Origin of the sequence: Oceanobacillus sp. FSL W7-1281, from assembly GCF_037969835.1 — a bacterium.
GTDB classification, from domain to species: Bacteria; Bacillota; Bacilli; order Bacillales; family Amphibacillaceae; genus Oceanobacillus; species Oceanobacillus oncorhynchi.
In genome coordinates, this window is the sequence record NZ_CP150214.1 from 2,367,101 (window position 1) to 2,389,558 (window position 22,458).

A 22,458-nucleotide genomic window follows, 5' to 3' on the forward strand; every position below is an offset into this window, starting at 1 on the left:
TGCTTCATTATTTAAACGGCGATTGGCGCTTTAATGACTGGATGCGGATGATAATTTTCGATTTCCAAATCCGTTATTTCAATATCAAAAATAGATTTCCCAGGGGCATTTATCTTTAATACCGGCATCTCCCGGATATCTCTTTCTAACTGCTGGTTAACCTGTTCTATATGATTGGAATAGATATGTGCATCTCCAAAAGTATGAACAAACTCGCCCGCTTCTAATCCGCATTCATGTGCAATTAAATGCGTTAACAGTGCATAGCTGGCAATATTGAACGGAACGCCGATAAATACATCCGCACTGCGCTGATAGAGCTGACAGGATAATTTTCCATCCGCTACATAAAATTGAAACAGCGTATGACAAGGCGGCAGGGCCATCGTCGGAATATCCTCCGGGTTCCAGGCAGATACAATATGGCGTCTGGAGTTTGGATTGTTTTTAATCGCTTCAATGGTCTCTTTTAATTGATCGATGGATTCTCCTTTAGACGTTTCCCAATCTCTCCACTGTTTCCCGTAGACAGAACCCAAATCGCCATACGTTTGAGCGAAGGCATCATCCTGGAGTATTTTCTCCTTGAACAGCTCCATTTGCTGGTCGTATTCTTTTTTAAAGGCAGCGTCCTCTTGACTGCGTATCCCAAAGTTTGTCATATCCGGGCCTGTATACTCCGCGCTTTTAACCCATTTCTCAAAAGCCCATTCGTTCCAGATATTATTATTATGCTCCAGTAAATAGCGGATGTTTGTATCTCCTTTGATAAACCATAATAACTCTGTAGCAATCAATCGGAACGGAACTTTTTTTGTAGTTAACAGCGGGAACCCCTTCTGTAAATCAAATCGTATTTGATGGCCAAAAACGGAATAAGTACCTGTGTTTGTCCGATCATCGCGATTCTCTCCCGTAGCTAATATTTTACGGCATAAATCTAAATAGCCTTGTTCTCCCTGCATTTATAATCCTCCTCTATATAATATGTCTCCTGAACTTAAATTATTTTAGCAAGAGCTTATATTGACTATATTATTTCATTTCCCATTGTCTATCCTCAGGTTTTTAAACAACCCTATTATAACAGAAATTCATAGTCTATATGTTTCTCAACTTTAAATTAATCCATTTAGAATAAAGAAAATAAATCATATATATTCAAAACCTTTTGATTATTATAGAAAATGGTAAGGTTTTCTTGACTACGAAAAAAATTTAAGCTAATATGGGTACAAGCAAAGAAGATAGCACGGAATCATTAGAAAGTAAAGGCAGCTTCGATAGACAGAAGTGGATGATTATGATCCCGTTCTTCTATCGGAGGCTGCCTTTTTTCATATTTCGTTCTTCTGCTTTGTAATCACACGCGTTTTACGTGGAAGTATTTAGGAGGAAATTTAACATGGAAAACGGAGTAGTAAAATGGTTTAATGCAGAAAAAGGTTACGGGTTTATTCAATTAGAGGAAGGGAATGATATTTTCGTACATTATTCTGCTATTCAAGAAGAAGGCTTTAAAACACTAGAAGAAGGACAAGAAGTTGTCTTCGATGTAGTGGAAGGCGAACGCGGTCCACAAGCAGCAAACGTTGAGAAAAAATAAAAACTATTATAGATGCAAGCAGAATCCTTGAGAGGGGTTCTGCTTTTTTTATTGGTAATCATAATTGATTCCTTCAGGTAAGGTCCCTCCTCTGCCACGGATTACATCGAAGTGAATAATCGAAATGCCTGCTTTTGCAGGAAACAAAGAAAATCTCATTGCTTTAAAAACAAACAAAGCCAAACTAATCCTCTCCCCGCCTTTTTTGCTGACTGATATCATACATGATGCAATGCTTCCCTTATTAGGAAATAGTTAAAAACCCTATAAAATTGACCAGGATTTTGCACACGTATTATTACATTTTGTCAATGATTTTCTATATTTGTTCACTAAAAAGACATAAACTTTTCTAACCAAAAAGTTTGTAAAATAGTTAAATCACCTTGTTTGTGAATAAGTGAACGAATTGTGAAAAGTGCGATTTGACAACGTACACAAGACTTATTTTCGATATGATAGTCATATAGGCAAGAAGTTACAAAAGGGGTGAATCACATGAAAAAACCTGAATCTAATTTAAAGGGTACATTTTTTTCCGTAATCACTATAGGGGTTGTTATTCTTATCAGCTGGTTTGCAGTATTTTTATTATTTTTATCGCGATAAAGAAGGAGGAGAAAGAAGATGCACTTACACAAATATGAGAAGATATGGCTTATCTTCGGCGGCGGGGCACTTGTATTATTTCTGCTGATACTTGGATTTGGGGCATTCTATTTAGGCACACATCCGCAAAGTCACGGTGCGACCATTGACCCTGAGAATGTAGAAGCTAACGAGGCCTTCCAGAGAGAGAATCTCGGGCTGACACAAGTAGATGAAGATAGATATATTGTTAATGTGGTTGCGAGTACCTTCAATTATGATTTAGGAGATGACGAGGAAGGAAACGCAGTATCTCACATTGAAATACCTAAAGGATCAACTGTTTTATTTCAGGCAGTTACAACCGATGTTATCCATGGATTAAATGTTGCCGGCACCAACGTCAATATGATGGTGGAGCCTGGGTACATCAGCAGCTTGGAAGTAGAGCTTAATCAAACAGGAGAATTCACATTAATATGTAATGAATATTGTGGTGTAGGACACCATATGATGTTTGCGACAGTGGAGGTGGTTGACGATGAGTCTCGCAATGAAACAGCAGCCGAATGAAGAAATTAATGTAACACCCTTAACGATTACAAAACCCGAAGCGAAATTATACCTTTCCTTTATGTACGTTGCATTTATTTCTTTATTTATTGGCGGATTAATGGGGTTATTACAAGTATTGGTGCGTTCCGGCGATTTTGAACTACCGCTTGGTATCGGCTATTATCAAATACTTACTTTACACGGCGTTATTCTGGCATTAGTACTGACTACCTTCTTCATTATCGGCTTTCAATATTCCTTATTAGGTAAAACCGTCGGAATGTCCGATAAACAACGGAAGCTGGGCTGGCTGTCTTTTTGGACGATGACGATAGGGACAGCTTTAACAGGAACAGCAATTTTACTGGGGGAAGCAAATGTTCTATATACCTTCTATGCGCCATTAAAAGCACATCCTATCTTTTATATCGGTCTTGCGCTTGTGGTCGTAGGCTCTTGGATCGCTGCTTTTGTAAATTGGCATCAGGTCTATGTTTGGAAAAAAGCGCATCCAGGTCAGAAAACACCACTGTTAGCATTTATGGTTACGATTAATATGATTATGTGGGTTATTTGTTCCATAGGCGTAGCAGTAGCAGTTCTGGTCCAATTCATCCCATGGTCATTAGGCTATGCAGAAACGATTAATGTTCTGTTAAGCCGGACATTATTCTGGTATTTTGGCCATCCGCTGGTTTATTTCTGGTTATTGCCTGCATATATGGCTTGGTACGCGATTATACCAAAGATTATTGGCGGAAAAATATTCAGTGATTCGTTAGCAAGACTTTCCTTTGTTTTATTCTTATTTTTCTCCATTCCTGTTGGTTTTCACCATCAGCTTACAGAGCCGGGAATTGATCCAACATGGAAGTTTATTCAGGTAGTTCTTACCTTTATGGTTATTGTACCAAGTTTAATGACTGCATTTTCAATGTTTGCTATGTTTGAAACTACAGGAAGAAAGCAAGGTGCGACCGGATTGTTTGACTGGTTTAAAAAATTGCCTTGGAAGGACGTCCGTTTTGTAGCCCCGTTTGTTGGAATGCTTGCGTTTATTCCTGGAGGGGCCGGCGGTATTATTAACGCATCTCACCAATTGAATACGCTTGTTCATAATACGATTTGGGTAACAGGACATTTTCATTTAACAATTGCGACAACAGTACTTCTCACTTTCTTTGGGATTGCATACTGGTTAATACCGCATTTAACCGGCAGAATACTGACACCAAAGCTTCATAAGCTGGGAATTTATCAGACCATTATTTGGGCTGTCGGAATGCTGATTATGTCTGGAGCGATGCATATCCAAGGCCTTTTAGGCGGACCAAGAAGATCCTCCTTCTCCGAATACGGCGGTACCGAGCAAGCGGCAGAATGGGTTGGTTATCAGACTGCACAGGCTGTTGGAGGCACCCTCTTGTTTATCGGCATTGTGCTGATGGTATACATCTTTGTGGAATTAATCGCATTTGCTCCTAAAGGGGAAGAAGAATACCCTATTGCGGAAGAAGAAGAGGATGCGCAGCCTACACCGCAATGGATGGAAAACTGGAAGCTGTGGATTGGAATCACAATCGCTTTGATATTATTTGCATATACGATTCCGATGATAGATATTATTCAAAATGCGCCGCCAGGATCTCCTCCATTTGACGGTATTTTATAAGGGGAAATAATTCAATAAATGATGAACAGAAAAATATATAAACATCTCGAAACTGATTTTAAGTATAAGCTGGACCGTGAATTGACAAAAATTGAAAAAGAATTTTTTAAATGGATTGCGGAAAAACACGTGTCTGAACAAGACAAAAAGAATTCATTTGAAAAATAATAAAAAATGCAGCAGATAATCGTTTTTCCATGATTACCTGCTGCATTTTTTAATGCTTGATTACAAGGGATTCTAATCCTCTTTCTGCCCGAAATATTGATAATAATTCGTCTGGATAAATCCATTAAACAGCTTACGTTTCTTTGTGGCCGGTTTTCCATATACTTTTTCAAATTGCTCATACGCCGTAATAATGTATGCACTCCAGGATGGATGATGACGCATGATATCCCCCAGATCCTGATACATCTTCTCTACTTCTTCTCTATCGCTTAAACGTTCTCCGTATGGCGGATTCGTGATTAAATAACCGTCCTTTTGTTTGATTGTAAGATCGCTGACCTGCATCTGCTTCCACTCAATCAAATCACCAAGTCCTGCTTCCAGGGCATTTGCCTGTGCTGTTTCAATCAGCTGATGACTGATATCCGAACCAGTGATAAATAAAGGCTGGTCATAGTTCGCCATCTCTTCTGCTTCTCCAAAAGCCGCATCCCAATGCTTCTGTTTTACGAAACTCCATTCCTCTGAAGCAAATTCACGATTAAATCCAGGTGCAATGTTTTGGCCGATGAGAGCAGCCTCAATTAAAATCGTTCCAGAGCCGCAGAATGGGTCAATCAAAGGCTGGTCAGGCTTCCAGTTGGTTAATTGAACAAGCGCTGCTGCAAGTGTCTCTTTTAAAGGAGCTTCCCCCTGCCCGACACGGTATCCTCGCTTGTGTAAGCCTGTCCCGGAAGTATCAATCGTCAGTGTTGCTTCATCCTTTAATAGAGCAATCTCAGTTTTATAAAGCGCTCCGGATTCCTCCAGCTTATTAATGAGTCCATATTTTAATTTCATCCGTTCTACAATTGCTTTTTTCACAATTGCTTGGCAATCTGGTACACTGTATAGCGTCGATTTAACTGATTTGCCGGATACAGGTATCTGCCCTGTTTCGTCAATATAACTTTCCCAAGGAAGCGCCTTGGTTTGTTCAAATAATTCATCAAATGTCTTGGCCTGAAACTTGCCGACAAGAATTTTTACGCGGTCAGCGGTTCTTAACCATAAATTACATCTTGGGATAGCGGAAATTGGCGCATCAAAGATAACTTTTCCGTTTTCTACTGCGGCTTCATATCCAAGGTCTCTTACTTCTTTTGCAACAATTGATTCAAGTCCCATCGCTGCTGTAGCAATTAAAGTTACTTGTTTCATTTTTAAATATTCCTCTCGGTCATTAGTCATTATTAGTATGTTTATCATTTAAAGAAAAAAAGATTCTATTTCATTTAATTGGAAATAGAATCTGTTTGTTCATCAGCACGACCTTTAAATGTCCGGTAAGCCATGTTCTGTTCCATTGTACTGCAAACGGTGGTCAAGCCTCGTACGCCGGTTGTAATCATCTATCTACAGCTGTTGCTGTCCCTCGTTCGGTTCTATTCCCTACTAAAGGATGCCCCTACCATTATTTGGGTTGCTCACTCGCGGGGTTTACCTCGTTCCACCTGGTATGTTTCCACACCAGCTACGTCACTGTGGCACTTTCAAGAGAGCTGACATATCACAAAAAGTGACTTAGTACAGCTCGTCTGCCGTTAGTTTATTAAAAACTACCTTGACTTATGATTTCATCAAGCACGAACACTACAGGCATCGCAGCCTGTGTGAGCATGGACTTTCCTCTATATCCAAAAATGGACATAGCGATTACATAGACATTTAAGCAGCCTAAAACAGTTTAGCAAAGTTCTTAAAAAAAATCAATCATCTCTTCTGTTATTCTTCTGAATCAGTGTATCTTTTTCCAAATACAGCTTTTTCAAGATTAGATAGCCGTTTTAATACGTCATAATTAACCTGTGAGTTTTGCTGTGTAGAACGTGCTCTAGGTGTTTCTGCTGCTGGACGATTGCTTTTCAATTTTTCGATCTCTTCGTTTAGACGATCAATTTCCTGTTTGAAATTATCGTAATCCTGAATAATGATATCTAAAAATTCATCTACTTCTTCCTGAGAATACCCTCTGATTCCTGTTTTAAAATCTTTTTCTAAAATTTTCTTTCCATTAAGTTGAACGCGATCAATACTCATTACCAAATCACCTCTGAAATATACTATTACTTATCATTTTTCATCATGTGTTTTTATTTTAACATTATTCTATATTTATTAAAGCTATTATAACATAAAAAAGGAAACTGAATATCAGTCTCCTTCTAAAATTTATAAATCTCTGCAATACTTCCGTTTAAAAAAGGGTTATCATTGCCGGTTTCACGCTATCTGATAAATGCACAGGCTTTTTAATCCATGTCTTCCTTTTGGAATGAAAAAGGTAATAATTGATCTGTAGTGAGCGTCTGTACATCTTTGTTTAAATTAGTTAAGTGGATGGTCATATCAGGAGCGAAAAATTCACTCATCACCTGCCTGCACGTCCCGCACGGAGGCACTGGACGTTTTGTATCTGCTGCAACAGCCATCTCCGTAAATTCTGTCTCTCCGTCTGAAATAGCTTTAAAAATAGCAACCCGTTCTGCACAGCAGGTAGATGGATAGGCAGCATTTTCGATATTGCATCCCGTATAGATTTTCCCTGAGCTGGTTAACAGTGCGGCACCTACCGGAAATTCGGAATAGGGTACATACGCTCTAGCTCTGATTTGAATGGCTTCTTCAAGTAATTTTTCTTTCATGTGAATGTTCCTCCTGACACTTTCGCATCTCTCTTTATTTATCTTCTTCCAAGGTATCCAGCAGTAAATCAAAAACATATCGAATGGACGTATATAATTCCATATACCTTTTTCTTCTGACATCCAAATAATAACTATGCATCAACAATAATTCCATATTCTCTCTTGTTGATTGAACTTGATTTGGGTGAACGGACGCTTTTCTTTCTTTTACTGCGGCTGAAGCATCTCTCTCCCAGCTTTCTAATAAATCATAGATAGGAGCTGTCTCTGCTTTTACCATATTAAAAAATGAACGGTCTTTTCGGTCACTGGGAGCTTCGCTTTTCTCAAACCTCTCCCGAAGTGTTTCTAAATAGTGATTTAACTTCTCTGTTTGTTCGCTGAGTTTCATTTTAAATAGTCATCCTTCAATTTCAAACTGCATGCTTTTATATAAAATCGTTAAATAAATTTTATCATATAATAGATAGAAAAGTCATGAACAACACATAAAATTACCTGCAAATGATTATAATAGCTGTTTTAGTCTTTGAAATTCCAGTTCGGTTTGTTTTAAACTATTTGTTTTTGTTTGAAATTGCACCCATACCTCACTATCTACTTTTGCTTTTAATTTAAAATGAATCAACGCAAGCTGTTCCTGAATTTGTTCTATTTGTGCTTCCATATCCTTTTTGCTGTATCCTTTATTTTCTTCGGTAAGGGCAGATTTTGAAAGTAACATATTTTATTCTCCTCCTATATATTTAAAAATAAAATCGTACGTTTCTAAAAGCGGATGCGCTACTTATTCCACGTGAGAAGGGAAACCTCCTTCCTATTCGACAAAACTAGAATAATCAAAACAAAACTAGTGCAAAACTGTAATGATTTGCACAAAATTAGACAAGCTATATAATGAAGCCTTATGCTGCTGGAGGTTTCATTAGCTCTTCCTTCAAGAGGAATACAGTAAATAAACGAAAGCAGCTATTTACAAGGAAAAGGAGGTTAATATTCATGAAACCGTCAAAAGGACAGCAAAAAACGAATGCGAATAACAAAAAGAATAACAATGAGAAAACAAGAGATAAAAAAATAGCAGGTCCTGACCGTCCTTCCACTTAAATTAAAAAATATTTTCAGCAAATAACCTAATTCTATTTTGCGGGTATATCCTGTCCGCAGAATACAATTAGGTTCTTTTTTTAGCTTCAACCCTTATGAATAGATGCAATTATGCGTAGACTATGTAAGGCTGATGCAAATGGAAGTGCATTGTTTTATTTCTCCATATTTTGGCCATATCTTTTTAGATTTCGCACGCTATAATTCGTTTCCTTCTTGAATTTATATTATAATATATGGTGTACTGGTTTTATATGTATCCTGCCCGAGACAGTAACGTTTCTATATTGCTGTTTTTCATTTAGGATAGCGCGTTAGGAGGCTTGCGAATATGAATTATCCAAATGGTCAGCGGAAACCACTAACCATAAAACCAAAGCAAACAAGTTTTAGCAGGAGAGGAATGACGCTTGAAGAAGAAATAAATGAAACCACAGATTTTTATCGAATACAAGGACAAGCAGTTATTCATAAAAAACCGACACCCGTGCAAATTGTAAATGTCCATTATCCAAGACGGAGTGCTGCAGTAATTACCGAAGCATACTTTAAACAAGCATCAACTACTGATTACAACGGCATTTATAAAGGAAAGTATATTGATTTTGAGGCAAAGGAAACGAAAAATAAAACATCTTTTCCACTTGCCAATATTCATGAACATCAAGTGCATCACATGCAGCAAGTAATAAAGCACGGTGGAATCAGCTTTATTATTTTACGGTTTAGAGCTTATGAAGAAACTTATCTATTCGATGCAAAAGATTTATTTGTTTGCTGGCAGGAGCAATTTGATGGTGGTAAGAAATCAATTTCTTATAATCATGTAAAAAAATTGGGGTATCCTATCCCCTTTCATTACCAGAAAAAAGTTGATTTTTTATCTGTTGTTGATAAGCTCTACCTATAGATATGGAGGTATAAAAAAATGGCAGATCAAACGAGCCAAACAAGAGCTGCTAGAAGAAAGCAGCAAGGAAAGAAAACAAAAAAGAAAAAGAAACAGCCGATTTGGAAAAAAATCATTAAAATTACTTTGTTATTATTGTTGATTTTATTCTTAAGCGGAACTGCTGTCGGTGCCTATTGGATTGCCACTGCACCAGATATTGATGAAGATCAGTTAACGGTTCCTTTTGCTTCTACCCTTTATGATAAAAATGGCGATCAATTTGCCAATTTAAGTTCAGATGAACAAAGACAGGAAGTAAGATTTGAAGAACTGCCGGATTTACTAATCGATGCTGTAACAGCGACAGAGGATGTCCGCTTTTTTGACCATAACGGGATCGATGTCAGACGTATCGGCGGAGCGATCCGTGGGAACTTTACCGGCGGATTTGGTTCTCAGGGTGCAAGTACCATTACACAGCAGGTGGTAGAGCGTGCATTTTTAAGTAATGAGAAGAAAGTAAGCATTAAAGTCCAGGAAATGTGGATGGCAATGAAGCTGGAAAGACAATATAGTAAAGAAGAAATCATGGAAATGTACTTAAACAGTATTTTTTACGGCAGTCATTCCTATGGTGTTGCTCAGGCAGCAGAAACCTATTTTGGAAAAGAGGATTTAAATGATCTTACTTTGCCGGAAGCTGCTATTTTAGCTGGTTTGCCGCAGCGGCCGACAGCCTATAACCCATTTGAAAATCCGGAATTGACGGAAGAACGAATGAACACCGTATTAAATTTAATGGTGCGCCATGGCAAGATTACAGAAGCAGAGGCAGATGAGGCAAGAAGTGTTGACGTTACTTCTCTATTAACAGAAGACCGTCCTGATCCGACACCATATGATGCATTTATTGATCAGGTTCGTCAAGAAATCGACGAAAAATTGGAGGATGTAGAGCTTGATGCGGATGGGTTGAAAGTATATACAACGCTTGACCCCGATGCACAGCCATATGTTGAAAGCCTGCTTGATGAGGAAGAATCGTCAATCAGTTACCCTGATAATACACAGGGAGCCATGGTTGTATTAGATACACAGTCCGGTGCTATCCAAGCAATCGGCGGCAGTCTGAATAACGAAGGCGGTTTTAATTATGCTACCAGAGGTACAACACAGGCTGGTTCCACTGCAAAACCGATTATGTCTTATGGACCGGCAATTGAATATAATCAAATGTCAACATACCATCAGTTAGATGATGAAGGCCCTTATGAAATTGAAGGTTCGAATCCAATAAGGAATGCCACTAGAACTTATAACGGCTGGGTAACTGCGAGATATGCACTGCAGCAATCGCTAAATGTCCCAGCAGTAAAACTGATGGAAGAAGTCGGCCCTGAAAATTCCAAAGAATTTGCTGAAAATCTGGGCTTTGAATTTGATTCAGGTAACCTGGATCTCCGTGAAGCAATTGGCGGGACAGAAACAGAAGTTACCCCGATGCAAATGGCAGGAGCATATAGCGCATTTGGGAATGAAGGTAATTACACAGAGCCATACGCTGTAACCAAAGTAGAATTCTCAGATGGCCGGGAAATTGATTTAACACCGGAGTCTGAACAAGTGATGGAAGATTATACAGCTTATATGGTAACCGATATGCTTAAATCTGTGGTCAGCTCTGGTACTGGTACAAATGCAGCAGTGCCTGGACTGGACGTTGCCGGTAAGACCGGAACAACGACAATGGATGGCCAAGAAGGAAGCCGGGACGCCTGGTTTGTCGGCTATACAACAAACTATACAATCGCAGCATGGACTGGCGGTTATAATTCAGAAGGCGGCGGCCGTGTACCGCTTCAGGATACTACCCTGTCTCAGCAAATATTCAGACAGACAATGAGTCATTTATCAGAAGGAATCGATACGCCTGACTTTACCCGTCCTGATTCTGTCGTTGAGTTAGCCATCGAAAAAGGAACCAATCCGGCTGCCTTGGCAAGTGACAGTACACCAAGTGATAGCAAAGTGACTGAGTTATTTGTTAAGGGACATGAACCGAGTCAAGTGTCTGAACGCTATGAAGAGCTGGACGCCGTAAGCGGGCTGTCTGGAAGCTATAATGAAGACAATAATTCCATTGAAGTATCTTGGGATTATGATACCGATTCGGAAGAAGATGTTAATTTCGACATAAGTGCCAGCATTGATGGCGGCAGTATGCAGTCCCTCTCTTCTACCAGTGACACATCCATGGAAATTTCAGATGTGGAAGAAGGCGCAGAGTATACGATACAGGTTATAGCCGAAAGAGGCTCATTAAGCAGTGATCCGGCTACAACAACTGTTCAAGTACCCGGCGGCGAGGAGGACGAAGAGGAAGAAGACGAAGAAATACCAGGAGTGAGCGGTCTTTCCGCTGAATATGACGGAGATGAAACAATTAATGTTTCATGGGGCTATGATGGCCCATCCGCTAATTTTGAAGTAAGCGTAAATGGAGATACTGAAAATGTAGGATCAAATAGTATCAATGTAAGTGGAGTTACCCCAGGCGACTACAATATTTCCGTCACGCCAATAAGTGACGAAAACAGCGATCTTCGCGGTCCTTCTTCATCTACAAGCGTGACTGTGCCTGAAGCAGAAGAGGAAGAAGACGAAGAAGAAACGGAAGAGGAAGAGCCTCCAGAAGATGAGAACGAAGAAGAATCGGAATCTGATTCTGGTTCCGAATCGGATTCCGATTCGGGCTCTGACTCTGAATCGGATTCATCCGAAGACACGAATACTGATGATAATGATTCAAATAATGGGAATGACGAAGAGAATAATGATTCCTCCGGTAATGGTGACAGCAACGGGGATTCAGATAATCAGGAAGCGCCGCAGGAAGAAAGCAATTCCGATGAGGAAGACACGAATGACCCTGCGCCTCAGAACGAATCAGACAGCAACAATGGCAATGACGAAGAAAACACAGAGGAATAAAAAAATAATCCCGGTCCATCAATGGACCGGGATTATTTTTTTATTGTTTTTTCTAAGGAGCTCATGCTTCTATTTTCTTCATCCGCTTTTTTCCCTCTCTGCAGAGATACAATAATGGACACTCGGGACAATTGGGGTTCCTGGCTTTACAGTGGTAGCGCCCAAAGAAAATCATCCGATGATGTGTGACGCTCCATTCATTTCTCGGGACCTTGCGCATCAGTGTATTTTCTACTTCTACAACACTGTCCTTCCATCTGCAGATACCTAAGCGCTTGGATACCCGTTCCACATGGGTATCCACGGCAATTGACGGTTCATTAAAAGCAACAGAAGCAACGACATTTGCTGTTTTTCTGCCGACACCGGCCAGTTTAACCAATTCGTCTTTCGTTTTCGGGACTTCCCCGTTATAATTATCAATTAAAGTACGACAAAGCTTTTGAATATTTTTTGCCTTGGACCGGTATAAACCAATAGAACGAATATCATTTTCCACTTCTTCTAATGGCACTGCAAGATAATCCTCCGGTGTTTTATATTTTTGGAATAAATCTGCTGTTACCTTGTTAACCAATTTATCTGTACATTGTGCAGAAAGCAAAACAGCAATAACTAACTCAAAGGGATTAGAATGTACAAGCTCTCCCTCTGCATCTGGAAACATTTCTGCCATGGCATCTAAACATTCTCTTATTTGTGTATTATTTAGCATAAACTCAATCTCCTTCCAGCCAATTATAATAAAAGGATGTATCTCTTTTAGGACGTGTATTGGTTTGATGATTATTATCTGATTTGCCCTGATGAAATTGCTGACTTGCTTTTCTGGCGTCCTGTACCGTGTGGATCCCTTTTTTCTTCCATTCTCTTAAAATACGGTCAATGTATTTGAAATTTAATTTGCTCATAAGTACCGATTCACGCAGCCCTGCTTTTATTAACGATGGTTCTATCCCATCCTCATCCAGCCAGCTGTTAATGGTTTCTATTTCAAATGGCGACAAAGGTCTTCCAAATTCCTGTTCAAATAAAATAAAGATATTCCCTATGTTTTCTTCATCACGATTAACTACAGCGGTATCTTCCTCATATAATTTTTCCATTAATGGTTCTAGAGAATATGATTCACTGATAGGCGTCTGCTCAGAATCATTTTTTTCAATAGACAGAAACCCTTTCTGTACTAATTTTCGCAGCATACGGGCTGCCTCTTCTTCTGAAAAACTCCCTGATTGAGCCAATTCAAAAGGGGTTGGAAAATGGTTTCCTTCATCAGCAAAACGGGTAATCTGTATGAGTAAAATAAGCTCTGTTTCATTTAGCCCTAATTCGTAATAAGTTGTCAGCAATTTTTTGGATACAGTCATTTGATCTTGGATAATTTCTTGGTAATTTATTTTTTTATTCATTCTAGCACCTCAGATAACAGTATAGCATTTTTTCATAATGAAGATAGGAAAAACCCCTCGCTTACGAGCAAGGGATTTATGGATAATCATGACGTAATCTATGGATTGCGTATTTGTAAAACAGAGATTCCAACGCCTCTAATAAGACGCATAGAGCTTTTTTTAAGGGTATAAACGATTCAGCAGTCTTGGGAATGGAATCGTTTCGCGAACATGTTCTACTCCGGATAACCAGGCTACCGTTCTTTCCAGACCTAAGCCAAATCCGCTGTGCGGAACACTGCCATATTTGCGCAGTTCCAAGTACCATGCATACGCTGGTCCAGTAAGTCCATGCTCTTCATAACGGCGCTCCATTAATTCCAGGTCATCGATACGTTGTGATCCGCCGATAATCTCTCCATAGCCTTCCGGAGCAATCAAGTCAGCACATAGCACAACATCGGAACGTTCCGGGTCCGGCTTCATATAGAAAGCTTTGATATCTTTCGGATAGTTTGTAATGAAAACAGGCTTATCATAGCTTTCGGCAATTGCTGTTTCATGCGGAGCACCGAAGTCTTCTCCCCATTCGATATCATCGAAGCCTTTTTCTTTTAAGAATTCTACTGCGTCATCATAGCTGATTCGCGGGAATGGAGCTTTGATTTTTTCAAGTTTAGATGTATCTCTTTCTAATATTTTCAGTTCTAAAGCACAGTTTGCTAACACAGATTGTACAATAAAGCTGACATAGTTTTCCTGGACCTGCAAGCTGTCCTCGTGATCCATAAATGCCATCTCTGGCTCAATCATCCAAAATTCAATCAGATGTCTTCTTGTTTTGGACTTTTCTGCGCGGAACGTCGGACCAAATGAAAATACTTTTCCTAATGCCATTGCCGCTGCTTCCATATAAAGCTGTCCGCTTTGGGATAAATAGGCTTCTTCATCGAAATATTTTGTATGGAAAAGCTCGGTTGTCCCTTCAGCAGAGGAACCGGTTAAGATAGGCGGGTCCACCTTTACAAAACCGTTCGTATTAAAGAATTCATAGGTAGCCCGGATAATCTCGTTTCGAATCTTCATAACGGCGTGCTGCTTTTTAGAACGAAGCCATAAGTGACGATGATCCATCAGGAATTCCGTGCCATGATTTTTTGGCGTAATCGGGTAATCTGTTGCTTCATGAATTACCTCCAGATGACTTACCTGCATTTCATAGCCGAAATCAGAGCGCGTATCTTCTACGATTTTTCCGGTAACATATAAAGATGTCTCTTGCGTCAGGTTTTTAGCATCTGAGAATACTTCCTCCGATACATCACTTTTCACAACCACACCTTGCATAAATCCGGTACCATCACGAAGCTGTAAGAAAGCAATTTTGCCGCTTGATCGTTTATTTGCCAGCCAGCCGCCAATGGTTACCTCCTCGTTTACGTGTTTCGGTGCTTCTTGAATTGTTATCTTCATCTTAAAATCCTCCAACTTGTTATTAAACGTTTCTTATTTGTTGTGTCTTTCTGCTAAAAAAGGTGATTCTTTTACTGTGTTCCGGCAGCTTTGTCCGCTTATGGGAACATTTTATCGTACGTGTATCTTTCTTCCAGGCTCTGTCCATCAATCGAATAATAATCCATGACAAATCGATTATCTTTATCATGATACGTAATTTCCCACAGAGCCTGACCATCTTCATAGGCAGGGCTGATATCTGCAAATCGGCATGTATCACAGCTGGATGACCAGGCATCTATGATAGCCTCTTCACTCATCATATCCTCCGTATCAATCGCAATTAATTCACGTTCCTCCCCTTCTAAGGGAAGAAAAACGAGGCGCTCCTCATTGTCTTCATTACTTGCATAAAATACGTGGTAATTATTTTCCCCATAGTAGCCCTGTATCGAATGAACATTTTGATAAGAGGTCTGCGATTCTATTTGATTTTTCGTGTTATCAAATCCTGCTGTCCGGCTATCGTTGATTATTTGATATAAATAAATGCTGTAGCCTATTCCGATAAGCAAGAGGACTGTGATTATAATCAATGTCCATAATACCCATCTATTTTTTGATTCCCTCATGTCATTCCATCCGTTTCTTCTAAGATTATCTTTCATCATTTACTATACCTAGATGTGCGGTTCCTGTAAACAAATACCGTTAAAAAATAACTTTGCATCAGCGGGGAGGAAATATTCCCGCTGATGAGCAGCTGTTCTTATTTATTGATGAAACCATTCTTCGGCATTGCTTATCAAATGCCGTGTTGCTTCATAATGAACAGGTACGGCGGGGATGGATTCCAAAAAGTATTTCCCGTATCTAGCTGTTTTAATCCGTCCATCGCAAATAAATACAATTCCTCTGTCTTCTGAGGAGCGGATTAACCGCCCAAAACCCTGTTTAAATTTAATGACTGCCTGTGGCAAAGACAGGTTCATAAACGGGTTTTTTCCTTCTTCTTTCATCTGATGCGATTTCGCTTCAAAAACAGGATGGTTTGGCGGCTGAAAAGGCAGTCTGGCCATTACAAGCGCCGATAAATCCTCCCCTGGTATATCTACACCCTCCCAGAAAGAGCTTGTTCCAAGCAGGATTGCCTGATCATAGGATTGGAAATTCTTCTTTAACCTGCTTCGGCTTCCGCTTGTCACTCCTTGGGCAATAATGACGTATTGCTGCTCTGTCATCATTTCCTTTAACAAATCATTTGCCTTTTTCAGCATGTCATAGGAGGTAAACAAGACGAGCATTCTGCCTGAAGTAATCTCTGCCAGCGATAAGATTGCTTCACATACAGCGTAAACAAAATCATCAATGTTTCCATATTTAATATCTGGAAAATCAGTTGGAATCAACAATTGCACCTGTTTATCATACTGAAACGGGGAAGCAATTTGCTCTGTTAATAAATCTTGTTCAGCTACGCCTAATCTTTCTTTTATAAATGTAAAGGAGCTTCCCATTGTTAATGTCGCACTGGTGAAGATGACACTCTCTTTTTTGGAGAAAAAGTCTTCAGCCAGTATCGGAGCGATATCCACCGGTTCACTGTAAAGAAATACACTATGGTGCTTTCCTTTTAAATCTACTTCAGCCCATTTAATCAACGTTACCTCATTTTGTTCCTGGAACATCACTTTTAAATCTTCTATATATTTTACTAACGCATCCTGCATTTGACCGATATCTTCCAGAAATTGTTTTTCATCTCCATTGTCTACGGAATATGCATCCATTAATTGAGATAAAACATCCAATAGCCTCTGAAAATGCATACGCAAGCGTGCCGCCATATCCTGAGCAAGCTGCCAGGAATCCTGCTGATAGGTTTCCGGCTTGATACGATATTGGACTCTTCCCAAATCACTGGTTGCTTTATCGTTCTTCTGCTGTGACCTGACAAAACGTTCAATCAGATGAAAAAGTTCATCAATATCATACTTCGCTTCTCTGATAGCTGTATTCCATTTATGAGCTAATGCTTCTCTTTGTCCTATATCAGAAGCTTTCAGAACGGAACTGAATTGTTTATCCTCATCAGCTGTCCCCAAATAATTACATGTAAATTGCATTTGTATGTAATCCAGTTTCAGCCCGTAATGATGGGATGCTGTTTCTTCAAAATGATGCGCCTCATCAATAATGGCCTTTTGATAGCTTGGTAAAAAAGCATAGTCATTAAACATATCCGTGCAAAGCAAGGCATGGTTGGTAATGACAACATCTGCTTTTTGAGCCCTTCGTCTGGCCAGCTGATAATAGGAATGGTGGAACCAGGGCGATTTTGGATTCATTGTCTTCTCTACATCAGCAGAAACCTTCTGGAAGAAAATATAGCCTCCTGCCGGCAGTTGAATCTCATCAATATCTCCTGTTTCTGTCTCCGTGATCCATACGAGTAATATCGCCTTTGTCAGGACAAAATCATAATTATCCTTTGGTCCGTAATCAAGCTCATAAAGAAACTTCTCTAAATTTAAGTAATGATTTTTTCCTTTCATTAAAGCCACTTTAAAAGGGCTTGTGATAATTTTCCTTAATAAAGGAATTTCTTCTTCCAGCAGCTGGCTCTGCAATTGAGTTGTATACGTGCTGATGACGATGCGTTCACGTTGGTTAACAGCCTGATAAACAGTTGGCAATAAATAAGCTAATGATTTTCCTGTACCGGTTCCCGCTTCGATAAACGCATGTTTTTTTGCAGAAAAGGCATCATAAATCGTCTCTGACATTTGTCGCTGTCCTTCCCTCGGCTCATAGGAAGAAAAGGCTCTCGAAAGCGCTCCCTGCTCCTCATAAATGGCATCTAAGTATTCTCCGAACGATATGTCTATCTGCGCATCTGATTTCGTCTCTTTTTCAGACATACGAAAAGCAAGCCCCTGATAATGCTTTATTTGCTTATCCGGATGCTCTCGGAACGCTATTTCTTCCAGACGGTTATCCAGGATAGCCGCTAAGTCGGATTGCAGTTTTTCTTCGAGATTTTTTAGTTTAAATAACGTTTCATATGGAAGATGATCTAATTTCTCTTTTAACTTCATAAATAGCTTTGCCGTTACATACGCATCTGATAAAGCACGGTGCGGATCATCATGATGCAGCTCGAAATGCGTTGCCAGATGACTCAATTTATAGCTGGATATACTCGGGAATAATATTCTGGACAGCTCCACTGTGTCCAGAACCTGATTTTTTAATTCGGGATAACCGTTCGACGTTAATTCCATATTGAGAAAGCCGACATCAAAGGCGGCATTATGGGCAACAATATAACTGTCCTTTAAAATCCGGGTGATTTCTTCCGCTTCATCGCTAAATAACGGGGCGTCCTTTACTTCTTCATCATGAATCCCTGTCAGATGAGAAATAAATGGAGGGATAGGCTGATTGGGATTTAATAAGGTCGTCTTTGTTTCTTTAATTTCATCATTTTCAAGCGCAACCATGCCTATTTCAATTATTTTCCCCGACTTTGACGGAGAATTCCCGGTCGTTTCCAGGTCAATCACAACATATCGCAACAGATCACCTCCAATCTATATTTTCGTTTTTTCTAGCGGTCAAACCATGTGATTTCAGCAGAATAAAGCGTTACAGGACTGCCTTCCGCTGATTCCGCAATCAGGGCCCCTTCGTCAGTAATCCCTAAAAAGCGGCCGGTCCACTCCTCATGAAATGTTTTGAATTTAATATTTTCTCCTATTTTAAAAGCATGTTCTTCCCATTCCGATTTAATAGCTTTAAAACCATTATTTAAATACATCTCATATGTATTTTCAAAATGCTTTAATATTGTCTGAACGATTTTAATCTTATCCCAGTTATTCCCGGATTCTCTTTTTAAGGAGGTTGCAATATCTCGAATGGAAGCATCCCAGCTCGCTTCATCCTGATTCACATTTAAGCCGATACCAATCAAAACATAATTGATTCGGTCTTGCTCTCCCTGCATTTCTGTTAAAATACCGCAGAGTTTTTTGTCTCCGATTAATAAATCATTCGGCCATTTGATACCGATCGGTAATCCGGTCAGCTGATGGAGTGCTTTTCTTAAAGCAACCGCTGTTAACAGCGTCAGTTCAGAAGCTTTATTCGGTGGAATCGGCGGTCTGAGCAGGAGAGTCGTCCATAACCCTTCTTTATCCGAAAACCAATTCTTTTTCATTCTTCCTCTTCCTGCTGTCTGCTCCTCTGCAATGATGATCGTGCCATCCGGAGCATTGTCCCGGGCTGCTTCATGTCCAATGATTTGAGTCGACGGTGTTGCCTCTTTATGAATAATATGATGCCCCATCCATTTTGTTTCCAAACCCCAGCGGATCGTATTACTGCTGACTTTATCCGGAAACGAAACAATCCGATAGCCCTGGCTTCTTTTCGCATCAATATGATAGCCATCACTTTCCAAGTCCTTCATATGCTTCCAGATTGCATTCCGGGAAATGCCTAATTGTTCAGAGAGCGCTTGGCCAGAGACGTAGCTCATTTTATTTTTGGATAATAGTTTGATTAATCTTGAACGGGTAGATTCCATTGTATCCAGTCCTTTATTTTCGATTTTTCATTTGCCAGCTTGGAGGTAACAATTTGGTATTCTATTTCATCTAATTGCTGCTTTATCCATTTACCTTTTGGGCGTTCAGGAAACCATTTCATTAAATCATATCCATTCACACAAAGCTCTTTTTTAGATAAAATAGGAAGCTTCTCCCGGATAGAATAAAACACTTCTATATCAATGATTTTCTTATCTGTCTGTTTTACTAAGTATATGAAAAAGTCCCACTGTTCTCTTGGCAGCTGATAGACAAACCAGGCATCTATTCCATTCTCTTTATAGCGATGATATGCATCTACAAGCGTGTTTGCTTGCTGCTTTAATTGATTGGAACATTTATAGGCCTTGGTGCAGTCTGCTGCTGTGATAGATTCACTATTTAGCTCGACAAAGGCAAAAACAGGTGCGAGCGAAGCAACAGGCTCTATTTCCTTTAATAACAGCGGAGTGTCTTTAAAAATAGGCAGGCGGTGATAGAGCTCTAATTCAAAAATATACTCTACTGCTTTGCTAAAATAAGCACCAGCGCATAATTTTTCTAATTCAACGGTTAACCGTTCCACTGCTAATTTATCTATTAATGCTCTGCAGCTTTTCATAGCTTCTTTTGTATTATCTTCAATGGAAAAACCTAATTGGCTGGAAAAACGCAGCGCACGGATAATGCGTAAAGCATCCTCTTTGAACCGGTCTGCTGCATCACCTACCGTCTGGATTCGTCTGCCGGCAATGTCCTCTCTTCCCCCAAAAGGGTCTAATACCTTGCCATTGGCATCCATGGCAATAGCATTCATGGTAAAATCTCTGCGTTTTAAGTCTTCTTTTATATCGCGGACAAAATGAACTTCATCCGGCCGGCGGTGATCTGTATAGGTCCCTTCTGTCCGGTAAGTAGTTACCTCAAAAGATTCCTGTTCATACCGGACAATCACGGTACCATGCTCGATTCCCACCGGGATGACCTTCGGGAAAATAGCTTGTATTTCTGAAGGAAAAGCTGATGATGCAATATCTACATCATGAATAGGGCGGCCGATAATATAATCGCGTACACAGCCGCCGACGAAGTATGCTTCGTAATGATGCTCTTCTATGATGGATATTATGTTTGCTGCCTTATGAAAAATAGATGGTAGCATGCTTCTAGCCTCTTTTCCCTTCTTCTAAAACCTTGTCGTATAAAGCTTCATATTGGTTAACAATCTTCGCGGATGCAAAATGATTCCGCACATGCTCGATAGCTGCTTCTGAAAATTGGTGTTGCTTCTCCGGATCTGATAAAAGCTCAATAGCGTATGATGCAGCCTGTTCAATATCTCCAAGCTCTACAATATACCCTGTTTTATCATGGGTCAATACTTCTGGAATACCGCCGACATTGGTTCCGATTCCAGCCACGCCGCAGGCCATCGCTTCTAATAATACTAGCCCGAAGCTCTCTTTTTCAGACATAAGCAGCATTACATCTGCCATTGCCAGTATGTCACTGACATTATTTTGTTTCCCCAGAAAATGTACTTCTGTTTTCAGCCCTAATTCATTAACATGCTGAACCATATCTGAATATTCCGGGCCGTCTCCAATCAATAATAATTTGGAAGGAATGCTTTCATTAACTATTTTAAAGGTATCTATGATATCTTGGACCCGTTTTACCTTCCGAAAGTTTGAGATATGAATCATTATTTTGTCAGAAGCATTTATCTGAAATTGGCTGCGCAGCTCCGCCCCTTTTTGGGGGTAGTATTCATTTTCATTAATAAAGTTATAAATAACATCCATTTCCTTCTGGATATCCAGCATGTCTACTGTTTGTTTACGCAAGCTTTCTGAAACAACGGTAACTGCATCGGATTGTTCGATACCATGACGGATAATGGGCTTTAACGTGTTATCTATGCCCAGTATAGTAATATCTGTTCCATGTAAGGTAGTGACGATTTTTACAGGGTGCTTCGCCATATCTCTTGCTAAAATACCGCAAATAGCATGCGGCATCGCATAATGAACATGAAGAATATCCAATTTTTCGCGGTCGATCACCTCTGCCATCTTGGCAGCCAAAGCTAAATCATAAGGCGGATATTGAAATACAGGGTAATGACTCATCTCTACCTGATGATAATACACGTTTACGTACACTTTTTCTAAGCGAAAGGGCATACTGGAGGTGATGAAATGTATTTCATGACCCTTTTCCGCTAATTTCTTACCTAATTCTGTAGCGATTACTCCTGAACCGCCGATGGTTGGATAACATGTAATTCCTATTTTTTTCACAATTCCCCTTCTTTCTTAATCTTCCTTCACGATTTCTCTCCACTGAAAATCGCCTCGATTCAGCCCGTGCATGAAAATTTCTCCTCCGGCAATATTGGTTGCTAAAGGAATTTGATATACATCACATAACCGCATTAACGCGCTGATATCAGGCTCATGCGGCTGGGCAGTTAACGGGTCACGGAAGAAAATAACCATGTCCATTTTATTCTCTGCAATCATACTGCCTATCTGCTGATCGCCGCCAAGCGGACCGGATTTAAAACGATGGACTGAAAGACCTGTTGACTCCATGATCCGGGTCCCTGTTGTTCCTGTAGCAAATAAGTGATGATTCTTTAGTACATGTGTATAAGCAGTTGTGAATTCGACCATATCTTCTTTTTTCTTATCGTGCGCAATTAATGCAACATTCATGACGGCTCCCCCTTTATTTATACCTGTT

At 39.8% G+C, this 22,458-nt stretch carries 22 protein-coding genes and 1 other RNA gene; 6 read left to right on the forward strand and 17 right to left on the reverse strand.

Annotation, left to right across the window (positions count from 1 at the left end):
- Positions 1 to 11 precede the first annotated feature (11 nt).
- On the reverse strand, positions 12 to 965 hold the full coding sequence (locus MKX55_RS11775; protein WP_339177182.1) for a thymidylate synthase: 954 nt from the start codon (positions 963 to 965) through the stop codon (positions 12 to 14).
- A 440-nt stretch (positions 966 to 1,405) separates the two neighbouring features.
- On the opposite strand from MKX55_RS11775, the gene MKX55_RS11780 reads away from it, so the two are divergent.
- A complete protein-coding gene (locus MKX55_RS11780; RefSeq protein ID WP_042534079.1) occupies positions 1,406 to 1,606 on the forward strand; it encodes a cold-shock protein in 201 nt (66 codons plus the stop codon).
- 48 nt (positions 1,607 to 1,654) lie between these two features.
- Here MKX55_RS11780 and MKX55_RS11785 read toward each other — a convergent pair whose 3' ends face one another.
- Positions 1,655 to 1,789 (reverse strand): hypothetical protein, encoded by a 135-nt coding sequence (locus MKX55_RS11785; RefSeq protein ID WP_339238364.1) that lies wholly within the window; start codon positions 1,787 to 1,789, stop codon positions 1,655 to 1,657.
- Between the two features lie 315 nt (positions 1,790 to 2,104).
- On the opposite strand from MKX55_RS11785, the gene MKX55_RS11790 reads away from it, so the two are divergent.
- The 3 genes from MKX55_RS11790 to MKX55_RS11800 are packed head-to-tail and all read left to right on the forward strand — an operon-like array spanning position 2,105 to position 4,421.
- Positions 2,105 to 2,215, forward strand: coding sequence for a cytochrome c oxidase subunit 2A (locus MKX55_RS11790; protein WP_339177184.1), 111 nt, complete (start codon positions 2,105 to 2,107; stop codon positions 2,213 to 2,215).
- Between the two features lie 18 nt (positions 2,216 to 2,233).
- Entirely contained in the window at positions 2,234 to 2,767 is a 534-nt protein-coding gene (locus tag MKX55_RS11795) for a cytochrome B5 (protein ID WP_339238366.1), read from the forward strand.
- Positions 2,736 to 4,421: a b(o/a)3-type cytochrome-c oxidase subunit 1 gene (locus tag MKX55_RS11800; RefSeq protein WP_339177188.1), complete on the forward strand. Its 1,686-nt coding sequence runs from the start codon at positions 2,736 to 2,738 to the stop codon at positions 4,419 to 4,421. Before MKX55_RS11795 ends, MKX55_RS11800 begins: the two co-directional genes overlap by 32 nt.
- Positions 4,422 to 4,661: 240 nt before the next feature.
- Here the strand turns inward: MKX55_RS11800 and MKX55_RS11805 are convergent, their stop codons facing one another.
- The 6 genes from MKX55_RS11805 to MKX55_RS11830 all read right to left on the reverse strand — a co-directional run bounded on the left by MKX55_RS11805 (position 4,662) and on the right by MKX55_RS11830 (position 8,003).
- On the reverse strand, positions 4,662 to 5,792 hold the full coding sequence (locus MKX55_RS11805; RefSeq protein WP_339177190.1) for a class I SAM-dependent RNA methyltransferase: 1,131 nt from the start codon (positions 5,790 to 5,792) through the stop codon (positions 4,662 to 4,664).
- A 121-nt stretch (positions 5,793 to 5,913) separates the two neighbouring features.
- An RNA gene (gene rnpB / locus MKX55_RS11810) (RNase P RNA component class B) lies at positions 5,914 to 6,299 on the reverse strand.
- A 57-nt stretch (positions 6,300 to 6,356) separates the two neighbouring features.
- Positions 6,357 to 6,671 carry a cell division regulator GpsB gene (gene gpsB, locus MKX55_RS11815; protein WP_339177191.1) on the reverse strand — a complete coding sequence of 105 codons (315 nt, stop codon included), beginning with the start codon at positions 6,669 to 6,671 and terminating at the stop codon, positions 6,357 to 6,359.
- 212 nt (positions 6,672 to 6,883) lie between these two features.
- Entirely contained in the window at positions 6,884 to 7,276 is a 393-nt protein-coding gene (locus MKX55_RS11820) for a cytidine deaminase (RefSeq protein ID WP_042534089.1), read from the reverse strand.
- A 34-nt stretch (positions 7,277 to 7,310) separates the two neighbouring features.
- On the reverse strand, positions 7,311 to 7,670 hold the full coding sequence (locus MKX55_RS11825; RefSeq protein WP_339177193.1) for a DUF1798 family protein: 360 nt from the start codon (positions 7,668 to 7,670) through the stop codon (positions 7,311 to 7,313).
- A gap of 117 nt (positions 7,671 to 7,787) precedes the next feature.
- Positions 7,788 to 8,003 carry a hypothetical protein gene (locus tag MKX55_RS11830; protein WP_339177195.1) on the reverse strand — a complete coding sequence of 72 codons (216 nt, stop codon included), beginning with the start codon at positions 8,001 to 8,003 and terminating at the stop codon, positions 7,788 to 7,790.
- Positions 8,004 to 8,717: 714 nt separating this feature from the next.
- On the opposite strand from MKX55_RS11830, the gene recU reads away from it, so the two are divergent.
- Positions 8,718 to 9,296: a Holliday junction resolvase RecU gene (recU, locus tag MKX55_RS11835; protein ID WP_339177196.1), complete on the forward strand. Its 579-nt coding sequence runs from the start codon at positions 8,718 to 8,720 to the stop codon at positions 9,294 to 9,296.
- Between the two features lie 18 nt (positions 9,297 to 9,314).
- Complete coding sequence (locus tag MKX55_RS11840) at positions 9,315 to 12,269, forward strand: PBP1A family penicillin-binding protein (RefSeq protein ID WP_339238368.1); 2,955 nt, start codon at positions 9,315 to 9,317, stop codon at positions 12,267 to 12,269.
- Between the two features lie 61 nt (positions 12,270 to 12,330).
- Here the strand turns inward: MKX55_RS11840 and nth are convergent, their stop codons facing one another.
- From nth to MKX55_RS11885, 9 genes are all read right to left on the reverse strand, one after another.
- A complete protein-coding gene (gene nth, locus MKX55_RS11845) occupies positions 12,331 to 12,984 on the reverse strand; it encodes an endonuclease III (protein ID WP_339177200.1) in 654 nt (217 codons plus the stop codon).
- Between the two features lie 4 nt (positions 12,985 to 12,988).
- A complete protein-coding gene (locus MKX55_RS11850) occupies positions 12,989 to 13,681 on the reverse strand; it encodes a DnaD domain-containing protein (protein WP_339177201.1) in 693 nt (230 codons plus the stop codon).
- A 162-nt stretch (positions 13,682 to 13,843) separates the two neighbouring features.
- A complete protein-coding gene (gene asnS, locus MKX55_RS11855; RefSeq protein ID WP_339177202.1) occupies positions 13,844 to 15,136 on the reverse strand; it encodes an asparagine--tRNA ligase in 1,293 nt (430 codons plus the stop codon).
- Between the two features lie 98 nt (positions 15,137 to 15,234).
- Positions 15,235 to 15,750 carry a hypothetical protein gene (locus tag MKX55_RS11860; protein ID WP_042534101.1) on the reverse strand — a complete coding sequence of 172 codons (516 nt, stop codon included), beginning with the start codon at positions 15,748 to 15,750 and terminating at the stop codon, positions 15,235 to 15,237.
- Positions 15,751 to 15,891: 141 nt separating this feature from the next.
- Complete coding sequence (dinG, locus tag MKX55_RS11865; RefSeq protein WP_339238372.1) at positions 15,892 to 18,696, reverse strand: ATP-dependent DNA helicase DinG; 2,805 nt, start codon at positions 18,694 to 18,696, stop codon at positions 15,892 to 15,894.
- Positions 18,697 to 18,728: 32 nt separating this feature from the next.
- Positions 18,729 to 19,709, reverse strand: coding sequence for a biotin--[acetyl-CoA-carboxylase] ligase (locus MKX55_RS11870; RefSeq protein ID WP_339238374.1), 981 nt, complete (start codon positions 19,707 to 19,709; stop codon positions 18,729 to 18,731).
- Positions 19,685 to 20,872, reverse strand: a complete 1,188-nt coding sequence (locus tag MKX55_RS11875) for a CCA tRNA nucleotidyltransferase (RefSeq protein ID WP_339238376.1) — start codon at positions 20,870 to 20,872, stop codon at positions 19,685 to 19,687. Before MKX55_RS11875 ends, MKX55_RS11870 begins: the two co-directional genes overlap by 25 nt.
- A gap of 4 nt (positions 20,873 to 20,876) precedes the next feature.
- Positions 20,877 to 22,013, reverse strand: a complete 1,137-nt coding sequence (bshA, locus tag MKX55_RS11880) for an N-acetyl-alpha-D-glucosaminyl L-malate synthase BshA (protein ID WP_042534107.1) — start codon at positions 22,011 to 22,013, stop codon at positions 20,877 to 20,879.
- A gap of 15 nt (positions 22,014 to 22,028) precedes the next feature.
- The gene (locus MKX55_RS11885; RefSeq protein ID WP_042534109.1) at positions 22,029 to 22,430 is read right to left on the reverse strand and encodes a methylglyoxal synthase; all 402 of its coding nucleotides are present in this window, start codon (positions 22,428 to 22,430) and stop codon (positions 22,029 to 22,031) included.
- Positions 22,431 to 22,458 lie beyond the last annotated feature (28 nt).